At 68.3% G+C, this 15,196-nt stretch carries 15 protein-coding genes; 4 read left to right on the forward strand and 11 right to left on the reverse strand.

Annotation, left to right across the window (positions count from 1 at the left end):
* Positions 1-194: 194 nt before the first annotated feature.
* Genes H0X95_RS23525 through H0X95_RS23535 form a run of 3 tightly spaced genes read left to right on the forward strand, consistent with a single transcriptional unit; the run spans position 195 to position 2,424 of the window.
* A complete protein-coding gene (locus H0X95_RS23525; RefSeq protein WP_059722310.1) occupies positions 195-1,673 on the forward strand; it encodes an aminotransferase class V-fold PLP-dependent enzyme in 1,479 nt (492 codons plus the stop codon).
* A gap of 27 nt (positions 1,674-1,700) precedes the next feature.
* Entirely contained in the window at positions 1,701-2,051 is a 351-nt protein-coding gene (locus H0X95_RS23530) for a hypothetical protein (RefSeq protein WP_077021851.1), read from the forward strand.
* Entirely contained in the window at positions 2,005-2,424 is a 420-nt protein-coding gene (locus tag H0X95_RS23535) for a hypothetical protein (RefSeq protein ID WP_006495792.1), read from the forward strand. Before H0X95_RS23530 ends, H0X95_RS23535 begins: the two co-directional genes overlap by 47 nt.
* A 12-nt stretch (positions 2,425-2,436) precedes the next feature.
* Here the strand turns inward: H0X95_RS23535 and H0X95_RS23540 are convergent, their stop codons facing one another.
* Positions 2,437-3,537 (reverse strand): DJ-1/PfpI family protein, encoded by a 1,101-nt coding sequence (locus tag H0X95_RS23540; RefSeq protein ID WP_012493102.1) that lies wholly within the window; start codon positions 3,535-3,537, stop codon positions 2,437-2,439.
* An 88-nt stretch (positions 3,538-3,625) separates the two neighbouring features.
* On the opposite strand from H0X95_RS23540, the gene H0X95_RS23545 reads away from it, so the two are divergent.
* A complete protein-coding gene (locus H0X95_RS23545) occupies positions 3,626-4,636 on the forward strand; it encodes a GlxA family transcriptional regulator (protein WP_059722308.1) in 1,011 nt (336 codons plus the stop codon).
* Between the two features lie 132 nt (positions 4,637-4,768).
* Here the strand turns inward: H0X95_RS23545 and H0X95_RS23550 are convergent, their stop codons facing one another.
* The 10 genes from H0X95_RS23550 to H0X95_RS23595 form a co-directional block, all read right to left on the reverse strand.
* Positions 4,769-5,161 (reverse strand): hypothetical protein, encoded by a 393-nt coding sequence (locus H0X95_RS23550; protein WP_006484518.1) that lies wholly within the window; start codon positions 5,159-5,161, stop codon positions 4,769-4,771.
* Positions 5,162-5,243: 82 nt separating this feature from the next.
* Positions 5,244-7,091 carry a S10 family serine carboxypeptidase-like protein gene (locus H0X95_RS23555; RefSeq protein ID WP_006484566.1) on the reverse strand — a complete coding sequence of 616 codons (1,848 nt, stop codon included), beginning with the start codon at positions 7,089-7,091 and terminating at the stop codon, positions 5,244-5,246.
* 703 nt (positions 7,092-7,794) lie between these two features.
* On the reverse strand, positions 7,795-9,609 hold the full coding sequence (locus H0X95_RS23560) for an ExeM/NucH family extracellular endonuclease (RefSeq protein ID WP_059722307.1): 1,815 nt from the start codon (positions 9,607-9,609) through the stop codon (positions 7,795-7,797).
* A 169-nt stretch (positions 9,610-9,778) separates the two neighbouring features.
* The gene (locus H0X95_RS23565) at positions 9,779-10,720 is read right to left on the reverse strand and encodes a CopD family protein (protein WP_059722305.1); all 942 of its coding nucleotides are present in this window, start codon (positions 10,718-10,720) and stop codon (positions 9,779-9,781) included.
* Complete coding sequence (gene copC, locus H0X95_RS23570) at positions 10,717-11,097, reverse strand: copper homeostasis periplasmic binding protein CopC (protein ID WP_006484606.1); 381 nt, start codon at positions 11,095-11,097, stop codon at positions 10,717-10,719. The genes H0X95_RS23565 and copC overlap by 4 nt, the downstream gene beginning before the upstream one ends.
* A 14-nt stretch (positions 11,098-11,111) precedes the next feature.
* The gene (locus tag H0X95_RS23575; RefSeq protein WP_059722303.1) at positions 11,112-11,480 is read right to left on the reverse strand and encodes a copper-binding protein; all 369 of its coding nucleotides are present in this window, start codon (positions 11,478-11,480) and stop codon (positions 11,112-11,114) included.
* A 66-nt stretch (positions 11,481-11,546) separates the two neighbouring features.
* Entirely contained in the window at positions 11,547-12,842 is a 1,296-nt protein-coding gene (locus H0X95_RS23580; protein ID WP_059722301.1) for a multicopper oxidase family protein, read from the reverse strand.
* Between the two features lies 1 nt (position 12,843).
* On the reverse strand, positions 12,844-14,346 hold the full coding sequence (locus tag H0X95_RS23585) for a TolC family protein (protein ID WP_059722300.1): 1,503 nt from the start codon (positions 14,344-14,346) through the stop codon (positions 12,844-12,846).
* Positions 14,343-14,624 carry a hypothetical protein gene (locus H0X95_RS23590; RefSeq protein WP_034178278.1) on the reverse strand — a complete coding sequence of 94 codons (282 nt, stop codon included), beginning with the start codon at positions 14,622-14,624 and terminating at the stop codon, positions 14,343-14,345. The genes H0X95_RS23585 and H0X95_RS23590 overlap by 4 nt, the downstream gene beginning before the upstream one ends.
* An 88-nt stretch (positions 14,625-14,712) precedes the next feature.
* Positions 14,713-15,069: a hypothetical protein gene (locus H0X95_RS23595; protein WP_059722298.1), complete on the reverse strand. Its 357-nt coding sequence runs from the start codon at positions 15,067-15,069 to the stop codon at positions 14,713-14,715.
* Between the last annotated feature and the right edge of the window lie 127 nt (positions 15,070-15,196).

Consider the following 15,196-nt stretch of genomic DNA (forward strand, 5'->3'; position numbering starts at 1 on the left):
CCGCGGCAGGCCAACCCGCCGGTCAAGCCGGCGCCTCCGCGCACGGCCGGCCCACCGAGAAACAAATTCCCCAATTTCATAAATAGAGAAAAACGTTATTCCACATCGAGCTGAATCGCCAGCCAACTTTGGATCCTTTTTCCCTTCTGTCCCCCGTATCATTTCTCTTACTACGCAATGAGCAAGAGACGGACATGAGCGAACCCACCCCGCTGCACTACCTCGACTACGCAGCCACCACCCCGGCCGATCCGCGCGTGATCGAAGCGATGACGGCCTGCCTCGGCTTCGACGGCATCTTCGGCAACCCCGCTTCCAGTTCGCACGCCGCCGGCCGGCTCGCGAAAGACAAGGTCGAGCACGCCCGCGCGCAGGTCGCCGCCCTGATCGGCGCGGATGCCGACGAAATCGTCTGGACGTCCGGCGCCACCGAATCGAACAACCTCGCGCTGAAGGGCTATGCGGAAAACGCGACCGGCAAGCGCCATCTGATCACGAGCCGCCTCGAGCACAAGGCCATTCTCGACACGATGGCGAACCTGTCGAAGCACGGCACGCAGGTCACCTTCCTGACGCCCGACGCACACGGCGAAATCACCGCCGACGCGGTCGCGGCCGCGATCGGCCCCGACACGGGCCTCGTGTCGCTGATGCTCGTGAACAACGAGATCGGCACGCTGACCGACATCGGCGCGATCGCCGGCATCGTGCACGCCGCCGGCGCGCTGCTCCACGTCGACGCCGCGCAGGCGCTCGGCAAGACGCCGATCGACGTGCGCGCGCTCGGCATCGACATGATGTCGATGTCCGCCCACAAGGTGTACGGCCCGAAAGGCATCGGCGCCCTGTTCGTCCGCCGCGAGATCGCCAGCCGGATCGCACCGCAGATTCACGGCGGCGGCCACGAGCGCGGGTTGCGTTCGGGCACGCTCGCGACGCATCAGATCGTCGGTATGGGCGTCGCGTGCGCACTCGCCGCGGAAAAACTCGACGGCGAGACCGCGCGAATCGCGGCGCTCGGCGCACGGCTGACCGACGCGCTGTTCGCGCTCGGCGACGTCACGCAGAACGCGGCCTCCGCCCGCCGCATCCCGCACACGTTGAGCCTGACGGTGCATGCGCCGGGCTTCTTCCCGTTCATGCTCGGCGATGCGCTCGCCGTGTCGTCGACCTCCGCGTGCAATTCGACCAGCGGCGCGCCGTCCCACGTGCTGACCGCGATCGGCCTCGATGCGGAAACGGCCGGTCGCACCGTGCGCATCAGTTTCGGGCGGTTCACGACGGAGCAGGACGTCGACTTCGCGATCGGCTGTTTCGCGCGAGCGATCGAGCAATGTCGCGCGGCCGCGGCAACCGGTTTCACCGCGTCGCGGCAGATCACGCCGGCCGACCTGAAGGCGATCCGCAATGCCGGCTTCCGTGCGGTGATCTGCAACCGGCCGGATGGCGAAGGCGACGACCAGCCGGCGTTCGAGGAAATCGCCGCGGCCGCGCGCGAACTGGGAATGGACGCGCGCTACCTGCCGGTCGAACGCGATCGCATCGGCGACGCGGAAGTCGACGCGTTCGGCGCACTGGTCGACACGCTGCCCAAGCCGGTGCTCGCGTATTGCCGCAGCGGGAGCCGCTCCGGCATGCTGTGGAACCGGCTGTCTGCACGACGGACGGCCTGAACGTCCCCGACGGCAGCCGTGACGCTGATGACCGGGCGCGTTCGCGGCGGGTCGCTCGACCTCGGGCATTTCGACGTGAGGGTCTTCGCGCTCGACGTCGCGAACGGCGCAGTCGCGCATGCGGCGGAACACGGCGGGCCGTTCAGGATGACGGTGATCGCGCCTTGGCGTTCGCGCGCGCGGCACGCGAGCCGCCATCACGCCGCGCCGGGGCTGGCGCCGGGTAGCGGCACGTCGAGGCACGGCAGCTTCATGTCGATCTCCTGGCGAACGTCGCGGCGGCCGGCGAAATCCGCCACAATGGCCGCCATGTTCATCCGCTGGACGCCGAATGCCCCGCCCGTCACATGCCCGCGCGCGGCAGCGCGCCGACGCTGACGCACCTTCCGCCCACGGCCCGTGCCACTGGCGGCGCGCCGGCCGCGCCGCCGCGCTGCTGCTGGCCGCGAGCGTCGCCGCATGCGACGCGACGCCGGTGCCGGACCGGCTCTCCGACCTCGACGCGACCTACGCGATGCAGGAGCGGTTCGGCCTCGGCGACGTCATGGTGTTTCTCGGGTCCTGCATCGGTGCCAAGAACCCGACGTACCCCGGACAGGCTGCCTGCACCATGGCCATCCGCTCGAACGGCCACGGATCGGAAACGCAGGCCGATTTCCACTGGAACGGCGAGAAATGGGTGGCCGAGCCCACCGCGTCGCAGGATCTCCTGCCCTATCCCGATCCGCGGCTCGCGGAATGGGTGAAGTGAGCGCGGCGGGCGCTACTCCGGATACTCCAGTTGCAACGCGACCCAACCGGATGTGGCGTCGCCGTAGCGCGCCGCGATATCCGCGAGCACACCGGCAAGCGTCGATTCGCCCCGCCAGCCGGCCGACGTCGTCACGCGCGCGTGCCGGCCATGGGCCGGCTGCGCCAGCAACCGCAGCCCGTACCTCGACTCGACCACGCCCGCATCGGCCGTCGCGACGACGTCACTGCGCCAGGTCCGTGCCCACGCGTCGGCGCTCAACGCGACCGGCAGCTCGTCAAACCCGCTTTCGACCGGAAGATCGAACGTCTCGTGCCGCCAGAACGCGACGCGGTTCATCAATGCGATCGCCACCGCGCGCGCGGTCACCCCGAAGCGGCTGCCGTCGTGCGCATCGCCCCATGCCTGCACGCCGAGGCCGCGCGCCGTGTCGCGCGCGGCGGTCGGCCCGGCCAGCGCGCTCAACAACGCCAGCGAAGCGGGAATCGATGCGGACACGCCGGTCGTCGTCATCACGTTGCCGTCCATCACGTAGCGACGATCGTCGACCCATTTCGTCTCGGTGAAGCGGCGACGCAGGCGCTCGCGCGAATACCAGTGCGACGTCGCGGTGCGATGCCGCAGCAGGCCGGTGTTCGCGAGCACCTCGGCGCCATCGCAGATCGCCACCATCGTCGCGCCGGCAGCGGCCTGCTTGCGGAGCCAGGCCAGCACGGCCGGCCGGTCCGCGCGATGCATCGCGGGAACGATCACGACATCCGCCCCCGCGGGCACCGTCGCGTCGAACCGGTCGAACGTGGTATCGGCGAGCACGCGCAGAGCGGGCATCAGTTCGACCGCGCCTTCGTCGGCCGACACGGCGACGACATCGACCGCACCGGAGCGCTTCAGAATCGCGTACGGCACGATGAAATCGGTCGTCTCCGTTCCGGCGTTGTCCGCGACGATCGCAACGAGCGGCCGCGGGCGGCCCGCCTTCGGCATGCCGATCGTCAGCGTCCGGGCCGCCGCCGGCGGGTCCTCCGCCATCGCCCGCGCCGGCCACCCCCATGCCCACGCACCCAGCAGCCCGCATACGAGCAGCACCGCGCCGCCTGTCTTCCGTTCCCGCATCGCCCACCCGTGTCGATCGATTGCATGTCCGGAAAATTACAAGGATCATGCTCGCGGTCACAAGGACAACTCCACCGCACTTTCCGCCATGCCTCAGTCAACCCGTTCCGCACGCAACGTCGTCGTCGTCGGCTTCGCAGGTGTCCAGTCGCTCGACATCACGGGGCCGATGGAAGTGTTCGCGGTCGCGAACCGTCATCTTCCGGATCACGCCGTTCCGTACCGGCTCACGCTCGCGTCGCAACACGGGGACGATATCGTCACGCACGCGGGCCTGCGGCTCGCCGGCGCGGCCGCCCTCGCGGCACTGCCGGAACGAATCGACACGATCATCGTCGCGGGCGGCGATGAAGCGGCGCTGCGGCACGCCGCGTCGGAAGCCGGCGTGCTGCCGTGGCTCCGTACCCGGATCGCGAGCACGCGGCGCATCGCGAGCATCTGCACCGGCGCGTTCGTGCTCGCCGCCGGCGGCTGGCTGGACGGCAAGCGCGCGACCACGCACTGGAACCAGTGCTCGGCGCTACAGGCGCTCTGTCCCGACGTGCGGATCGAGCCGGACGCGATCTACGTGAGCGATCCGCCGTTCCATACGTCGGCCGGCGTGACGGCCGGTATCGATCTGTGCCTGGCGCTCGTCGAGGCGGACTGCGGTGCGCCGACCGCGCTCGCGATCGCACGCGAACTCGTGCTGTTCATGCATCGTCCCGGCGGACAGGCGCAGTTCAGCGTCGGGCTCGACATCCAGGCCGGGGCGACGCCGCGCATGCGGTCGCTGCTCGCCGACATCGCCGACGATCCGGCCGCCGACCTCGGCGTCGCCGCGCTGGCCGCCCGCATGCACATGAGCGAACGGACGTTCGCGCGCCATTTCGTCAAGGAGACCGGACTATCGCCCGCGCAGTACGTGCTGGCAGCGCGCGTCGAGCGCGCGAAGGCGCTGCTGGAGCGGGCCGACTGGCCGCTCGAACGGATCGCGGAACGCTCGGGATTCGGCAGCGTGGACGCGCTGCAGCGTGCGTTCTCGACACGCGTCGGCATCTCGCCGCGCGACTATCGCGCGCGCTTCGGACCGCGACGCGAGAAGTCGCGCACAGGATAGGACGTCCCCGACTCCTCGGGCATGCGGGATGAAAACATGCAACGGAAGCCGGGCGACCCCGCCCCCGCGCAGCCGAATAGGCGGCGGCCGGTGCGATCGCCATCGCGCCGGCCGCCGCCCTGCCCGACTACGTCACTCGTCCTGCTGTTCCTGCTGCGCCTGCACCTGCCGCTGCCGGATGAACTGCCGTACATCGCTCATCGTCACGCGGCCGGTGTGCTTCGCATCGATCTCGTCGAAGTGCTTCGACACGAAGCCAAGCCCGCTGCTCTGCGCCTGCGCCTTCGTCACGGCCGCGCCGTTGCTCAGCACGGTATTGGCGCCGAGCCGCGCATCGACGCGCTGCTGCGCCTGCTGCTGCAACGCCGCGCCGGTCGACGGCAACACCGGCGCCGCGCGCGTGGCCGGAAAGAACGGACCGTCGACACCGCGCCCGCCGTGCGGCAGCTTCACCGGCGCCACCGCCTGCGGCGGCAACGCGTAGGCACTGCTCATCGCGGCACCGAGCACGATCAACGGAGACATACGCCGCATCAATTGGATTAGGGACATGATCGCTCGCATTCAATGGATGAAGAGTGGGTTCCTTCGACAAGGACGCCGTCGCTCAAGGGGCTGCCGCCAGCGTCGTCGCGGCCGTCGCGCCCGGGACGCTGCCGGTCGGAACGCTCGGCGGGTTTTCATCCGGCCACGGCGGCGGCAGCGTGTGCAGCGTCAGCGCCGTCGGAATCCGCGCGCCCTTGTAGAACGTCTGCAGGTCCCGCTTCATCAGCGGACGGGCGACGTCGTCCAGGTAAGTCATGTGGCCGCCCTGGAAGAAGTTCACCTGCAGTTTCGGATTCAGGCCCTTCACCGTCTGCAGCCGCGCGAGTTGCTTCTCGGTGTTGAAGAACGGCGTCGCGAGATCGTGGTAGCCGTTCTCCGCGAGCACGCGAAGCTTCGGGTTGAGCTGCAGCGCGCCGAGCAGATCGGGGATCGTGTCCGGCATCGGCTGGCCGTCGTGCGAGAAGTCCCAGACGCCGATGATGTTGTCGTTCAGCGGCAGGTACGTCGCGTTCGGGGCCGTATAGCCGAGGTAGTCCGGCATCTGCGTCGCGAGCGCGTTCGTGAACGGCTGCGAGATCAGGATGTCGGACGGATCGCCGTCGGTCTGCAGCCGCGGGTCCGAGTTCGGCAACGACACGCGCCCGTCGTAGCGGCCGATCGTCGTGCCGGGCAGCAGGCTCGTGCCGAACGGATTCGCGTTGAAGTAGCCGCGCAGCGCCTGCTGCGTGAGGCTCGACGGGATCGACCACAGCCTGAGCGTCGCATCGCTCGGGAACACCGGCGTGCCGAGCGCATCCGGAATGCCGAGCTGGCTCAACACCCACGATTGCGAGTACTTCTGCAGCTGGCTATAGATCAGCGTCGTGAACAGTTCCGTCTGGAATGCGTACAGATCCTGGTTTACCGGCGCCGGCGACACCTGGTTGAAGTACGCGGCGACCGCCGCGTAGCCGGGCAGGTAGCCGGCCACCGTATCGGTATCGAGCAGCAGCCCTTCGGTCGACTGCGTGATCGCCACCGCTTCCACCGCATCCGCGAAGTAGTTCAGGATCGACGACTGCAGCACGATGCCCGTCAGGTGCACGCCGGCCGATTCGAGCGCGAGCGCGAGCATGTCGGTCCGCGGCGTGCCGTACGATTCGCCGTACAGGTAGATCGGCGACGTGCCGCGACTGTTGACGTTCAGGTAGCGCTGGATGAAGTCGCGCATGATGTTCACGTCCACGTCGGAGCCCCAGTACTTCTGGTTGGTGTTCGGCAACACGGCTTCCGACAGCCCGGTGCCGGGCGGGTCGATGAACACGAGGTCGGTGGTGTCGATCAGGCTCTCCGCATTGTCGACGAGCGGGTAGTTCGGCCAGTTGTTGCCGAACAGCGGATCGGGCGTGGCCACGCGGGTCGGCGCGAACGAGCCGAGCCGCAGCCAGATCGACGACGAGCCGGGCCCGCCGTTGTAGACGAACGTGACCGGGCGCGGCTTGCCGTTCGTGCTGGGCGCGGTGTACGCGACATACGACATCGACGCTTCCGCATTGCCGTTCGCGTCCTGCGCGGTCAGGTGGCCGGTGGTCGTCGTGTAGTTGATCGTCTTGCCGCCGCCGGTCCACTGGTAATGCATGACGGCCGCCTTCTCGGACACCTGCGACGGCGCGAGGCCGTCGGTCGCGTTCATCGAGTACGCGACTGGGTCGACGTACGGCTGGTTGGCCGCCGGCGCCTGGGTGCCGGCCGCCTGCGCGCTCGCCTGCTGGCTCGCGGTGGCCTGCGCGAGACTCGACGCGCCGACCGACGACGAATCGTCGCCGCCGCACGCCGCGAGCGCCAGCGTCATGGCCGACAATGCACCGAGCCCGGCCAGCCGACCGCGACGAACACGGCGGCTGCCGGTACTGCTCCTGTCTGGTTTCATCTCTTTCCTTTGGCTTCGGATACCGCGTCACAAAGGCCGCCAACGCCTGCGACACGCGCAGGCCGACCCGCCACTCGCGTTGCACGGTCGGCAGTCGGCGGTTGGGGATTGGACTTCTCAGAGACTGAACTTGATACAGACACAGCAAACTGCTGGCGAGAATGGTGCTCGGACGCGCCCCCTGCAGTTTGGCCAACTTTTATATGACTAAATTTACGACATCACAAAAATAGGCGGTGCTGCGCCGCGTTGTCAAAGATCATTCGGATATTAAAAATCCCGCAATGATGCAAAGGGCGGACAGTGTCTGGAATCTGAAAGAAAGCGGGATTATTCGGGCAGCGTGTGCTTCATCGGTAATGACGAACCGAATATTTTGCTTTTCCAGCATAACGCGGAAGCCTATCCCGTCTTGGACAAGCGCATTCAAAGCCTTCAAATCGACAGGATCATTCTTTCATTTTTATTATCACCGATCGATTAATGCAATGCCGCGGCGTGCGCCGCGCGTCATTCGATGATTCGATTCGCTTCAATCACGCTTCAATCGCAGCATCGCCGTGCGCTGCGTCATCCATAAAATACCGATTCGATTAATTCTTCACGGCATTATTTACCCGGCATTCAAACGGTGTTCCCGGACAAGCGACGACGTACGGTATTGCCTGCCGCACGTCGCCCGTCGTCAAGACTCGAACCGCGATTACTTCCCGCCGCCCGGCAGCGCGATATCGATCAGCACCGGATCGTGATCCGACGAACGATATGCATCGGCCGCATAGAACGTCTTCTGCTGCTCCGCCGACTTGTACGCGAGCGTGTACTGCAGCGCGAGCGGCTCGTCCGCGTTGATGTGCCATTCGTGCACGGCCTTCACGTGCGATGCGAGCGGCAGCGTCGCCAGCGCGTGGTCGAGATAGCCGGCTTCGCCGTTGTACACGTAGCTGTACGCATTCGCGCCGATCCAGCGCGCGACGAGGTTGCGGTAGCCGCGCGATTCGAGCGCGCGGATCGGGTCTTCGTACGTGTAGCTGTTGAAATCGCCGATCAGCAGCACGCCCTGGCTCTTGACGCCCGTCGGGTTGCCGGCCAGCCAGTCGGCCACCTTCGCCGCCGCGCGCGTGCGCGTCGGGTTCCAGCAGCCCTGGCCATCGCCCTGGTCGAGATCGTCGTTCGCCGCATCCGGGCAGTTCTTCGACTTCAGGTGATTCACGGCCACCGTCAGCGCCTGCTTGTTGCCGTTGACCAGCCGGAACGACTGCGCGAGCGGCTGACGGTTCTTGTCGTCGATCGCGAGCGTCGCCGCGCGGCCGACCGGTTCGACCTTGCGGCTGTCGTAGATCAGCGCGACCGCGATCGCGTCGCCGCCGAGCCGCGACGTGCCGGGATCGACCACGCGCCAGTGGTTGCCGAGCTTCGCCGCGAGCTGGCGCACCGCGCTCAGTTCGCCGTAGCCGTTGTTCTGGATTTCCATCAGGCCGATCACGTCGGCGTCGATCGCCTTCAGCGCGCTGACGATCTTCGCTTCCTGACGCTGGAATTCCTGGAAGGTCTTCGCGCCGCGGTTGTTCGGATCGTCGAAGCCGCCGCCGAGACCGTTGCCGTTGAAATAGTTCAGCACGTTGAACGACGCGACGCGCAGGTTCGATTTCGGATCGCGCGCCGGTGCTTGGGTGCGCGGGTTCGAACGCGCGTCGAACGCCGGCGCGGCCGCGCCGGGCAGCGGCTGCACGCGCCAGGCGCCGTAACGCACTTCGAGCACGCCCTCGACGTCGCGCACCGTGTAGCCCGCGCGCAGCGTGTTCGCGGCCGACAGGCCCGGCGCCGGATACGGCACGGTTGCCGGGTTCTGCTTGTTCGAGCCGTCGTCGAGGATCAGGCGGTTGCGCGCGTTCGCGTCGATCTGCGTCTGCGCCTGCGCGGGCGGCACGACGCTCGTCGGCGTCCGCAAGCGGCCGTTGCTGAGCATCACGCTGCCGTAGCGGCCGAGTTCGTAGTTGTCGGTGACGCTCAGCGTCTGCGGCAGGCGCACGAGCATCCCTTCGTATGCGGCGAACGCGCTCGGGCTGTCGACCGGCAGCGTGAGCGTCGCGGGCGTGACCGTCTGGCCGTTCGCGCACACCGCGATCGCGCCCGACAGCGTGAGCTGCGTCTGCCCGTATTTCTCCTCGACCTTGCCCGTCACGTGCACGAGATCGCCGGCCTTCGCGCGCGCTTTCGGCGCATAGACGAACAGCCCTTCGGACACGCCCGGCTGGTTGCGGCGCTGCGCGTCGGCCTGCTGGACGAAGAAGCCGCCGAAGCCGTCCGTGCCGCCGAAATCGGCGGTGACGACCGCTTCGATCGATGCGTTCTGCCCGGCGAGCGGCGACGGCGCGCCCGGCCCCTGGATATCGGCGATCGGCGTCGTGCTGCCGCCGCAATTGGGGCTGACGGGTGCGGCGGTGGCGGCGCACACCGGCGCGGCGAGCGCCGGGAGCAGCAATAGCGGGGCAAACAGGCGGATTGTCGAGCGCATGGCGGGAATCCCGGTTGTGAGGGTGGCGAAAGCTTAGCGGCGCTCGGTGACAGTTTTTGGTAATCGCGAGACAGGCCGATGTAATGGTCGTCATCACGCCGCGATCGCCCTGTGTCGTCCGGTCAAGCCCCGACCATGCACCCCATCTTCCGGCGCCGAAGCCCCGCCGCTAGACCGTCCCCGGCAACGCGCTCGACACGAGCACGGCCGCCGCCATCAGCACGCCGCCGAGCACGACCGCCTCGACTCGCAGCACGGTGCAGAACCGCTTCAACGCGTGTGCCGGCATCGCGGCGGCCGGGTCCTTCAACGCGCGCAGCAGCGTCGGCATCCCGAAGAAGCGGTTGTGTGCGCCGAGCATCGCGGCAAGCAGCACGAGCGCGAGCTTCAGCAGCAGGATCTGCCCGTACGTCGACGCGAACAGGTTGGCCGGCGTCTCGACGCCGCGCCAGCCGTTGTACGCGCCGGTCGCGAACAGCACGATCAACGCGCAGGTCGACGCATCGGACAGCGACTGCACGAACGCCGCGCCCGTCATGCGTTCGCTCGCCGGCATGCGGGCGAGCCGCGGCATCACGCCGAACGCCGTCACGAGCACGAGTCCGATCCACACGCTGATCGCCAGCAGATGCAGCCAGTCGATCCACACCGGCACGCTGAACAGCCCGGCGTCGACCGGATGGCCGCCATTGCTGCGCGCCAGCGCGACACCGGCAAGCGCGGCCGCCATCGCGAACGGAAACCGCGTGTCGTTCGCACGTCCGGCGAACGACAGCAGCACGACGACGAGCATGAACACCGTGCCGGCCAGCCACGCATGACCGAAGCCGGTGCCCGCGAGCATCGAACACACCGCCGGGCCCGCGTCGAGCAGCGACACTTCGCTCATCAGCGCGCAGTGCGCCCAGAACGCGGTGACGCTCGCGAGCAGCGATACGACGGACGCGATGCGCAGCGTCGCGACGAGCCGCCGTCCGACACCGTGCTGCCATGCGGACGCGCCGCGCGCGAGCCAGTGGCGCCCCAGCAGCGCACCGACGACGACCGCGAACCCGGCGTTCTGGATCGCCACCGCCCCGAGCCGCAGCAGGCCGACGACGCCGTCGTTCATCCCTTCACCCGGAACGTATAAGTGCCCTTCGTGCGATGCGCATCGGCCGTCATCGCCGCCCATTGCACGGTGTACGCGCCCGCCGCGAGCGTCGGGATCGCGACGGTCATCACACGCGGGTTCGACGCGTCGACCTTCGCCTTGTCCTGCGTGATGGCGTTGCCGCTCGCATCCGACACCTTCACCGTGCTGAACGCCGGTTCGAGAGCTTCGTTGAACGTGAGCCGCACCATGTCGGGCGCCGCGTCGATCGTGCTGCCGGCCGCCGGGACCGCGCTTTCCAGCTTGCCGTGCGCCGACGCCGCGACCGGTGCAATCGCGAAGAGCGCGGCAGCGGCGGTGAAGCCGGCCAGCCGCTTGCGTGTGGAAATCGTCATGTTCGCGCTCCGCGTCACGGCTTCTTCAGTTCGACGACGGTCAGCGTGCCGTCCACGTCCTCGGCGACGAAGTCGATCGTATCGCCCGCCTTCACCTGCGACAGCATCGCCGGGTCCTTCACCTTGAATACCATCGTCATCGCGTCCATCCCGAGGTTCTCCAGCGGGCCGTGCTTGATCGTCAGCTTGCCGGCCGCCGTGTCGACCTTGCGGATCTCGCCGTGCGACATGCTCGACGCCGCGGCGCCCTGCTTCGCATCCGCGCTCATGTCCATGCCGGCCGTGCCGCCGGTCATGTCGCCGGTCATGTCGCCGGCCGCGTGCGACGCGGCCGACAACGCCAGCGCCCACCACGTCGCCATCAAAACCAGTCCCTTCTTCATCGTGTCGACTCCCGTGTCAGTGAATGGAAACCGGCGGCCGTCTCGGTGCGGCCGCCGCATGCTGCTTCAGCTATCCGGCAATTCGCCGGTGTATTCGTATGCGACGGTGCCCTTCGGATGCCGGAACCAGCCCGGATCGCGATAGTCGTTGCGCTCGAGCCCCCGCCGCACCTTGAGCACCGTGAACATGCCGCCCATCTCCAGCGGCCCGAACGGGCCCGTGCCGGTCATCATCGGCAGCGTGTTGTCGGGCAGCGGCATCTCCATGCCGCCCATCGCGCCGCCCGTGCTGCCCATCGCCATGTAGTCGGGCACGAGCTTGCCGATCCGCTTCGCGAGATCCTTCTGCGGCACGCCGATCAGGTTCGGCACCTGGTGGCCCATCGCATTCATCGTGTGATGCGACTTGTGGCAATGAAACGCCCAGTCGCCCGGGCGATCGGCGGTGAGCTCGATCGCACGCATCTGGCCCACCGCGACATCGGCCGTCACTTCCGGCCAGCGCGCGGCCGGCGGAATCCAGCCGCCGTCGGTGCCCGCGATCTCGAAGCGGTAGCCGTGCAGATGGATCGGGTGATTCGTCATCGTCAGGTTGCCGAAACGAATCCGCACGCGGTCGCCGGCGCGCACCGGCAGCGGATCGATGCCCGGGAACACGCGCGAGTTGAAGGTCCACATGTTGAAGTCGGTCATCTCGTTCACGCGCGGCGTGTAGCTGCCCGGATCGATGTCGTACGCGGCGAGCAGGAACACGAAATCGCGATCGACCGGCATCGTGCCGCGATCCTTCGGATGCACGATGAACATGCCCATCATCCCCATCGCCATCTGCACCATCTCGTCGGCGTGCGGGTGATACATGAACGTGCCGTGCGCTTCGAGCTGGAACTCGTAGACGAAGGTCTTGCCGGGCGGGATATGCGGCTGCGTGAGGCCGCCGACGCCGTCCATCCCGTTCGGCAGCCGCAGCCCGTGCCAGTGGATCGTCGTGTGCTCGGGCAGCCGGTTGGTCACGAAGATGCGGACCTTGTCGCCTTCGACGGCCTCGATCGTCGGGCCCGGCGACTGGCCGTTGTAGCCCCACAGGTTCGCGTTCATGCCGGGCGCCATCTCGCGCACGACGGGCTCGGCCGTCAGGTGGAATTCCTTCCAGCCGTTCTTCATCCGCCACGGCAGCGACCAGCCGTTCAGCGTCGCGACGGGCGTGTACGGGCGGCCGTTGGGCGGCACGAGCGGCGGCTGCGTGCCGGTTTTCGCCATCGTCGGCGCGTCGGGCAGCGACGCGGCGCCGGCCCGGCTGACCATCGCCGCGCCAAGCAGCGCGGCGCCCGAGCCGCTGAGAAATTGTCGACGGGACACCATGTCAATGACCTTCCGGATGCGGTTGCGTGGCGGGCGCCGATGGCGCCGCGGGGGTGGAAGCCGGCTGCGGCGCAGCGTCGGCGTCGGGTGTGGATGCGGGTGCCGATTCGGCGTCATGCGGCGCGCGCGGCGCAGCGCCCGACGACGGCAACCGGCCGCCGACGGCCATCTGCAGATCGGTTTCGGCGAGCCAGTAGTCCTTCAGCGCGTCGATGTAGCCGTTGACCGCCCCGACCTGTTCGCGCGCATCGGTCAGCAGCTCGAACACGCTCGCGAGCATCCCGTTGTAGCGCAGCAGCAGTTCGTCGGAAATCGTCTTGCGCAGCGGCACGACTTCGTCGCGATAGTGCGTCGCGACGTCGTAGCTCGTCACGTACGCCGCGTACGATTCGCGTACTTCGGAGCGGGCATCGATGGCCGTTTTCGCGAGCCGGTTCGCCGATTGCATGTAGACGGCCTCGGCGCGCGCGACCTTCGCGCCGCCCCAGTCGAACAGCGGAATCTCGACGCTGATCTCGTAGCCGTGCTCGTGGCCCTTGCCGGTCTCGTAGTCGTTCACGTAACCGAGCTCGACCGCGTTGACGAAACGCGTGGCCTTGCTCAGGCCGAGCGCCGACGCGACGCCCTGCGTCCGCAGCTTCGCCGCCTGGATGTCGAGGCGGTTGCGCATCGCGAAGCGTTCGAGATCGGGCAGATCCGGGCGCGCCTTCGGCAAATCCGGCAGGCGTTCGGGTAGCGCGTATCGCGTGCGTTCGCCCCACAGCCCCATCGCACGCGTGAGCTTCTCGCGTGCGGCGACGGCCTGCTGGCGCGCCTTCGCGTGCTGCGCGACCGCGTCGGCATGAAACGCCTGTTCGCGCGCGTAGTCGAGCCGGCTGAAGTTGCCGGCCTGCCGCATGCGCAGCGCCAGTTCGGCGGCCGCGCTGGCGGCGCCGCGCACCTGCTGCGCATAGTTCGCGGCCTGCTCGGCGGCGACCGCTTCCACATAGGCCCGGCGCGCATCGGCCGCGACCTTCAGCATCGCATCGGCCGTTTCCAGCCTGGTCTGCTCGAAACGGCGGCGCTCGATCTTCGTCGCAAGCGGCATCGTCAGCAGCGCGAACACGTTCGCCGAGAACGTGCGGCCGAGCGTCAGCTCGCCGTCGCCGGCACGCGTGCGGCTGAATGCGAAGCGCGGGTTCGGCAACCGGCCGGCCTGCACGAGGTCGGCCTCCGACAGCCCCAGCTCCGCGTACGACGCCTGCAGCCCGCGGTTGTTCAGCAGCGCGACCTGCACCGCGTCGTCCATCGACAGCGGCTTGCCGAGCAGTTCCTTCGTCCGCCGGTCGACGGCTTCGCGGTCGGCGTCGGTCCTGACCACCACCGCGTCCTTGCCGATGCGCGCCGATGCGGCGGACGACACGGCGTCGAACCCGCCGTCCTTCGAAAACGTCGTGCAGCCCGCGAGGAACGCCAGCGCGAGCACGGCCGCGCCGACCCTCGGCGATATCGCGAACGTCGTCATCGCGCGGCCCCTCCGTGCATCGAATGGGCCGCGCCGTTGCCGGCCGCGCCGCCGGTCGTACGCCCTTTCGCGGGCCGCGCCGTCACGTCCCGGTTCAGTTGCTTCCAGCCCGGGCCTGCATCGTCCCGATACGGCCGGTAGCCGTCGAACGCGGACGTCACGGTGACGTCCGGCACCGACGCGGCGGCGTCCGCCGGATCGGGCAACGGGGTTTGCGCGGGCGCGAGCGACGGCACGAGGGCCGCCGCGCCCATTAGCGCCGCAATGATCAATCGCATGAACATGTCTCGTCGTAAGTCGTCCGGCGCGCCTGAGGCGGCCGCCGAAGTAGAGGGCGGATCGCGGCCGGTCGGCCACGGGCAGGGACTAGGCGGGCATCCGGCGCGGCGGCCGGTCGATGCCGCCGGTCAGGAACGACACGTCCTCAGCCGAAGGCGGCGGCGCGACGATCGTGACGCCGCCGCTCGCTGCGGCCGGCACCGCAGGCGCCCCCGACATGCCCGTGCCGAAGCAGCACGACACGCACGCGACACACGACGACGCATGCCGCGCGTGGTCGCCGTGATCGGCATGACCATCCTGCGCGGCCGGCATCGCGTGCGACGCCTTCTCCTCATGCGGCGCGGCGACGCTCGCGCACTGCATCGAAACAGCCGCGAACGACTGGATCGGCAGGCTCAGCGCGAGCAACACGACGACGAGGAATGTGCGCCAGTACGACATGGATGCGAAATCGGGCAGACAGCGATCGTTCGGGCCATCGCGGCGCCGCGACGGCGCGCTCCGGGGACAAGACGGTCGCAGCTTATCGCCGCCGCGGTGACGACGGCATGGCCGGAACATGACCGGC

This window comes from Burkholderia sp. 9779_493 (assembly GCF_015712215.1).
GTDB classification, from domain to species: domain Bacteria; phylum Pseudomonadota; class Gammaproteobacteria; order Burkholderiales; family Burkholderiaceae; genus Burkholderia; species Burkholderia cenocepacia.

What these genes read in the sequence shown, in the direction of transcription:
- H0X95_RS23525 (WP_059722310.1), top strand. Translation starts at nt 195, where the DNA reads ATGAGCGAACCCACCCCGCTGCACTACCTCGACTACGCAGCCACCACC.
- H0X95_RS23530 (WP_077021851.1), top strand. Translation starts at nt 1,701, where the DNA reads ATGACCGGGCGCGTTCGCGGCGGGTCGCTCGACCTCGGGCATTTCGAC.
- H0X95_RS23535 (WP_006495792.1), top strand. Translation starts at nt 2,005, where the DNA reads ATGCCCCGCCCGTCACATGCCCGCGCGCGGCAGCGCGCCGACGCTGAC.
- H0X95_RS23540 (WP_012493102.1), bottom strand. Translation starts at nt 3,537, where the DNA reads ATGCGGGAACGGAAGACAGGCGGCGCGGTGCTGCTCGTATGCGGGCTG.
- H0X95_RS23545 (WP_059722308.1), top strand. Translation starts at nt 3,626, where the DNA reads ATGCCTCAGTCAACCCGTTCCGCACGCAACGTCGTCGTCGTCGGCTTC.
- H0X95_RS23550 (WP_006484518.1), bottom strand. Translation starts at nt 5,161, where the DNA reads ATGTCTCCGTTGATCGTGCTCGGTGCCGCGATGAGCAGTGCCTACGCG.
- H0X95_RS23555 (WP_006484566.1), bottom strand. Translation starts at nt 7,091, where the DNA reads ATGAAACCAGACAGGAGCAGTACCGGCAGCCGCCGTGTTCGTCGCGGT.
- H0X95_RS23560 (WP_059722307.1), bottom strand. Translation starts at nt 9,609, where the DNA reads ATGCGCTCGACAATCCGCCTGTTTGCCCCGCTATTGCTGCTCCCGGCG.
- H0X95_RS23565 (WP_059722305.1), bottom strand. Translation starts at nt 10,720, where the DNA reads ATGAACGACGGCGTCGTCGGCCTGCTGCGGCTCGGGGCGGTGGCGATC.
- copC (WP_006484606.1), bottom strand. Translation starts at nt 11,097, where the DNA reads ATGACGATTTCCACACGCAAGCGGCTGGCCGGCTTCACCGCCGCTGCC.
- H0X95_RS23575 (WP_059722303.1), bottom strand. Translation starts at nt 11,480, where the DNA reads ATGAAGAAGGGACTGGTTTTGATGGCGACGTGGTGGGCGCTGGCGTTG.
- H0X95_RS23580 (WP_059722301.1), bottom strand. Translation starts at nt 12,842, where the DNA reads ATGGTGTCCCGTCGACAATTTCTCAGCGGCTCGGGCGCCGCGCTGCTT.
- H0X95_RS23585 (WP_059722300.1), bottom strand. Translation starts at nt 14,346, where the DNA reads ATGACGACGTTCGCGATATCGCCGAGGGTCGGCGCGGCCGTGCTCGCG.
- H0X95_RS23590 (WP_034178278.1), bottom strand. Translation starts at nt 14,624, where the DNA reads ATGCGATTGATCATTGCGGCGCTAATGGGCGCGGCGGCCCTCGTGCCG.
- H0X95_RS23595 (WP_059722298.1), bottom strand. Translation starts at nt 15,069, where the DNA reads ATGTCGTACTGGCGCACATTCCTCGTCGTCGTGTTGCTCGCGCTGAGC.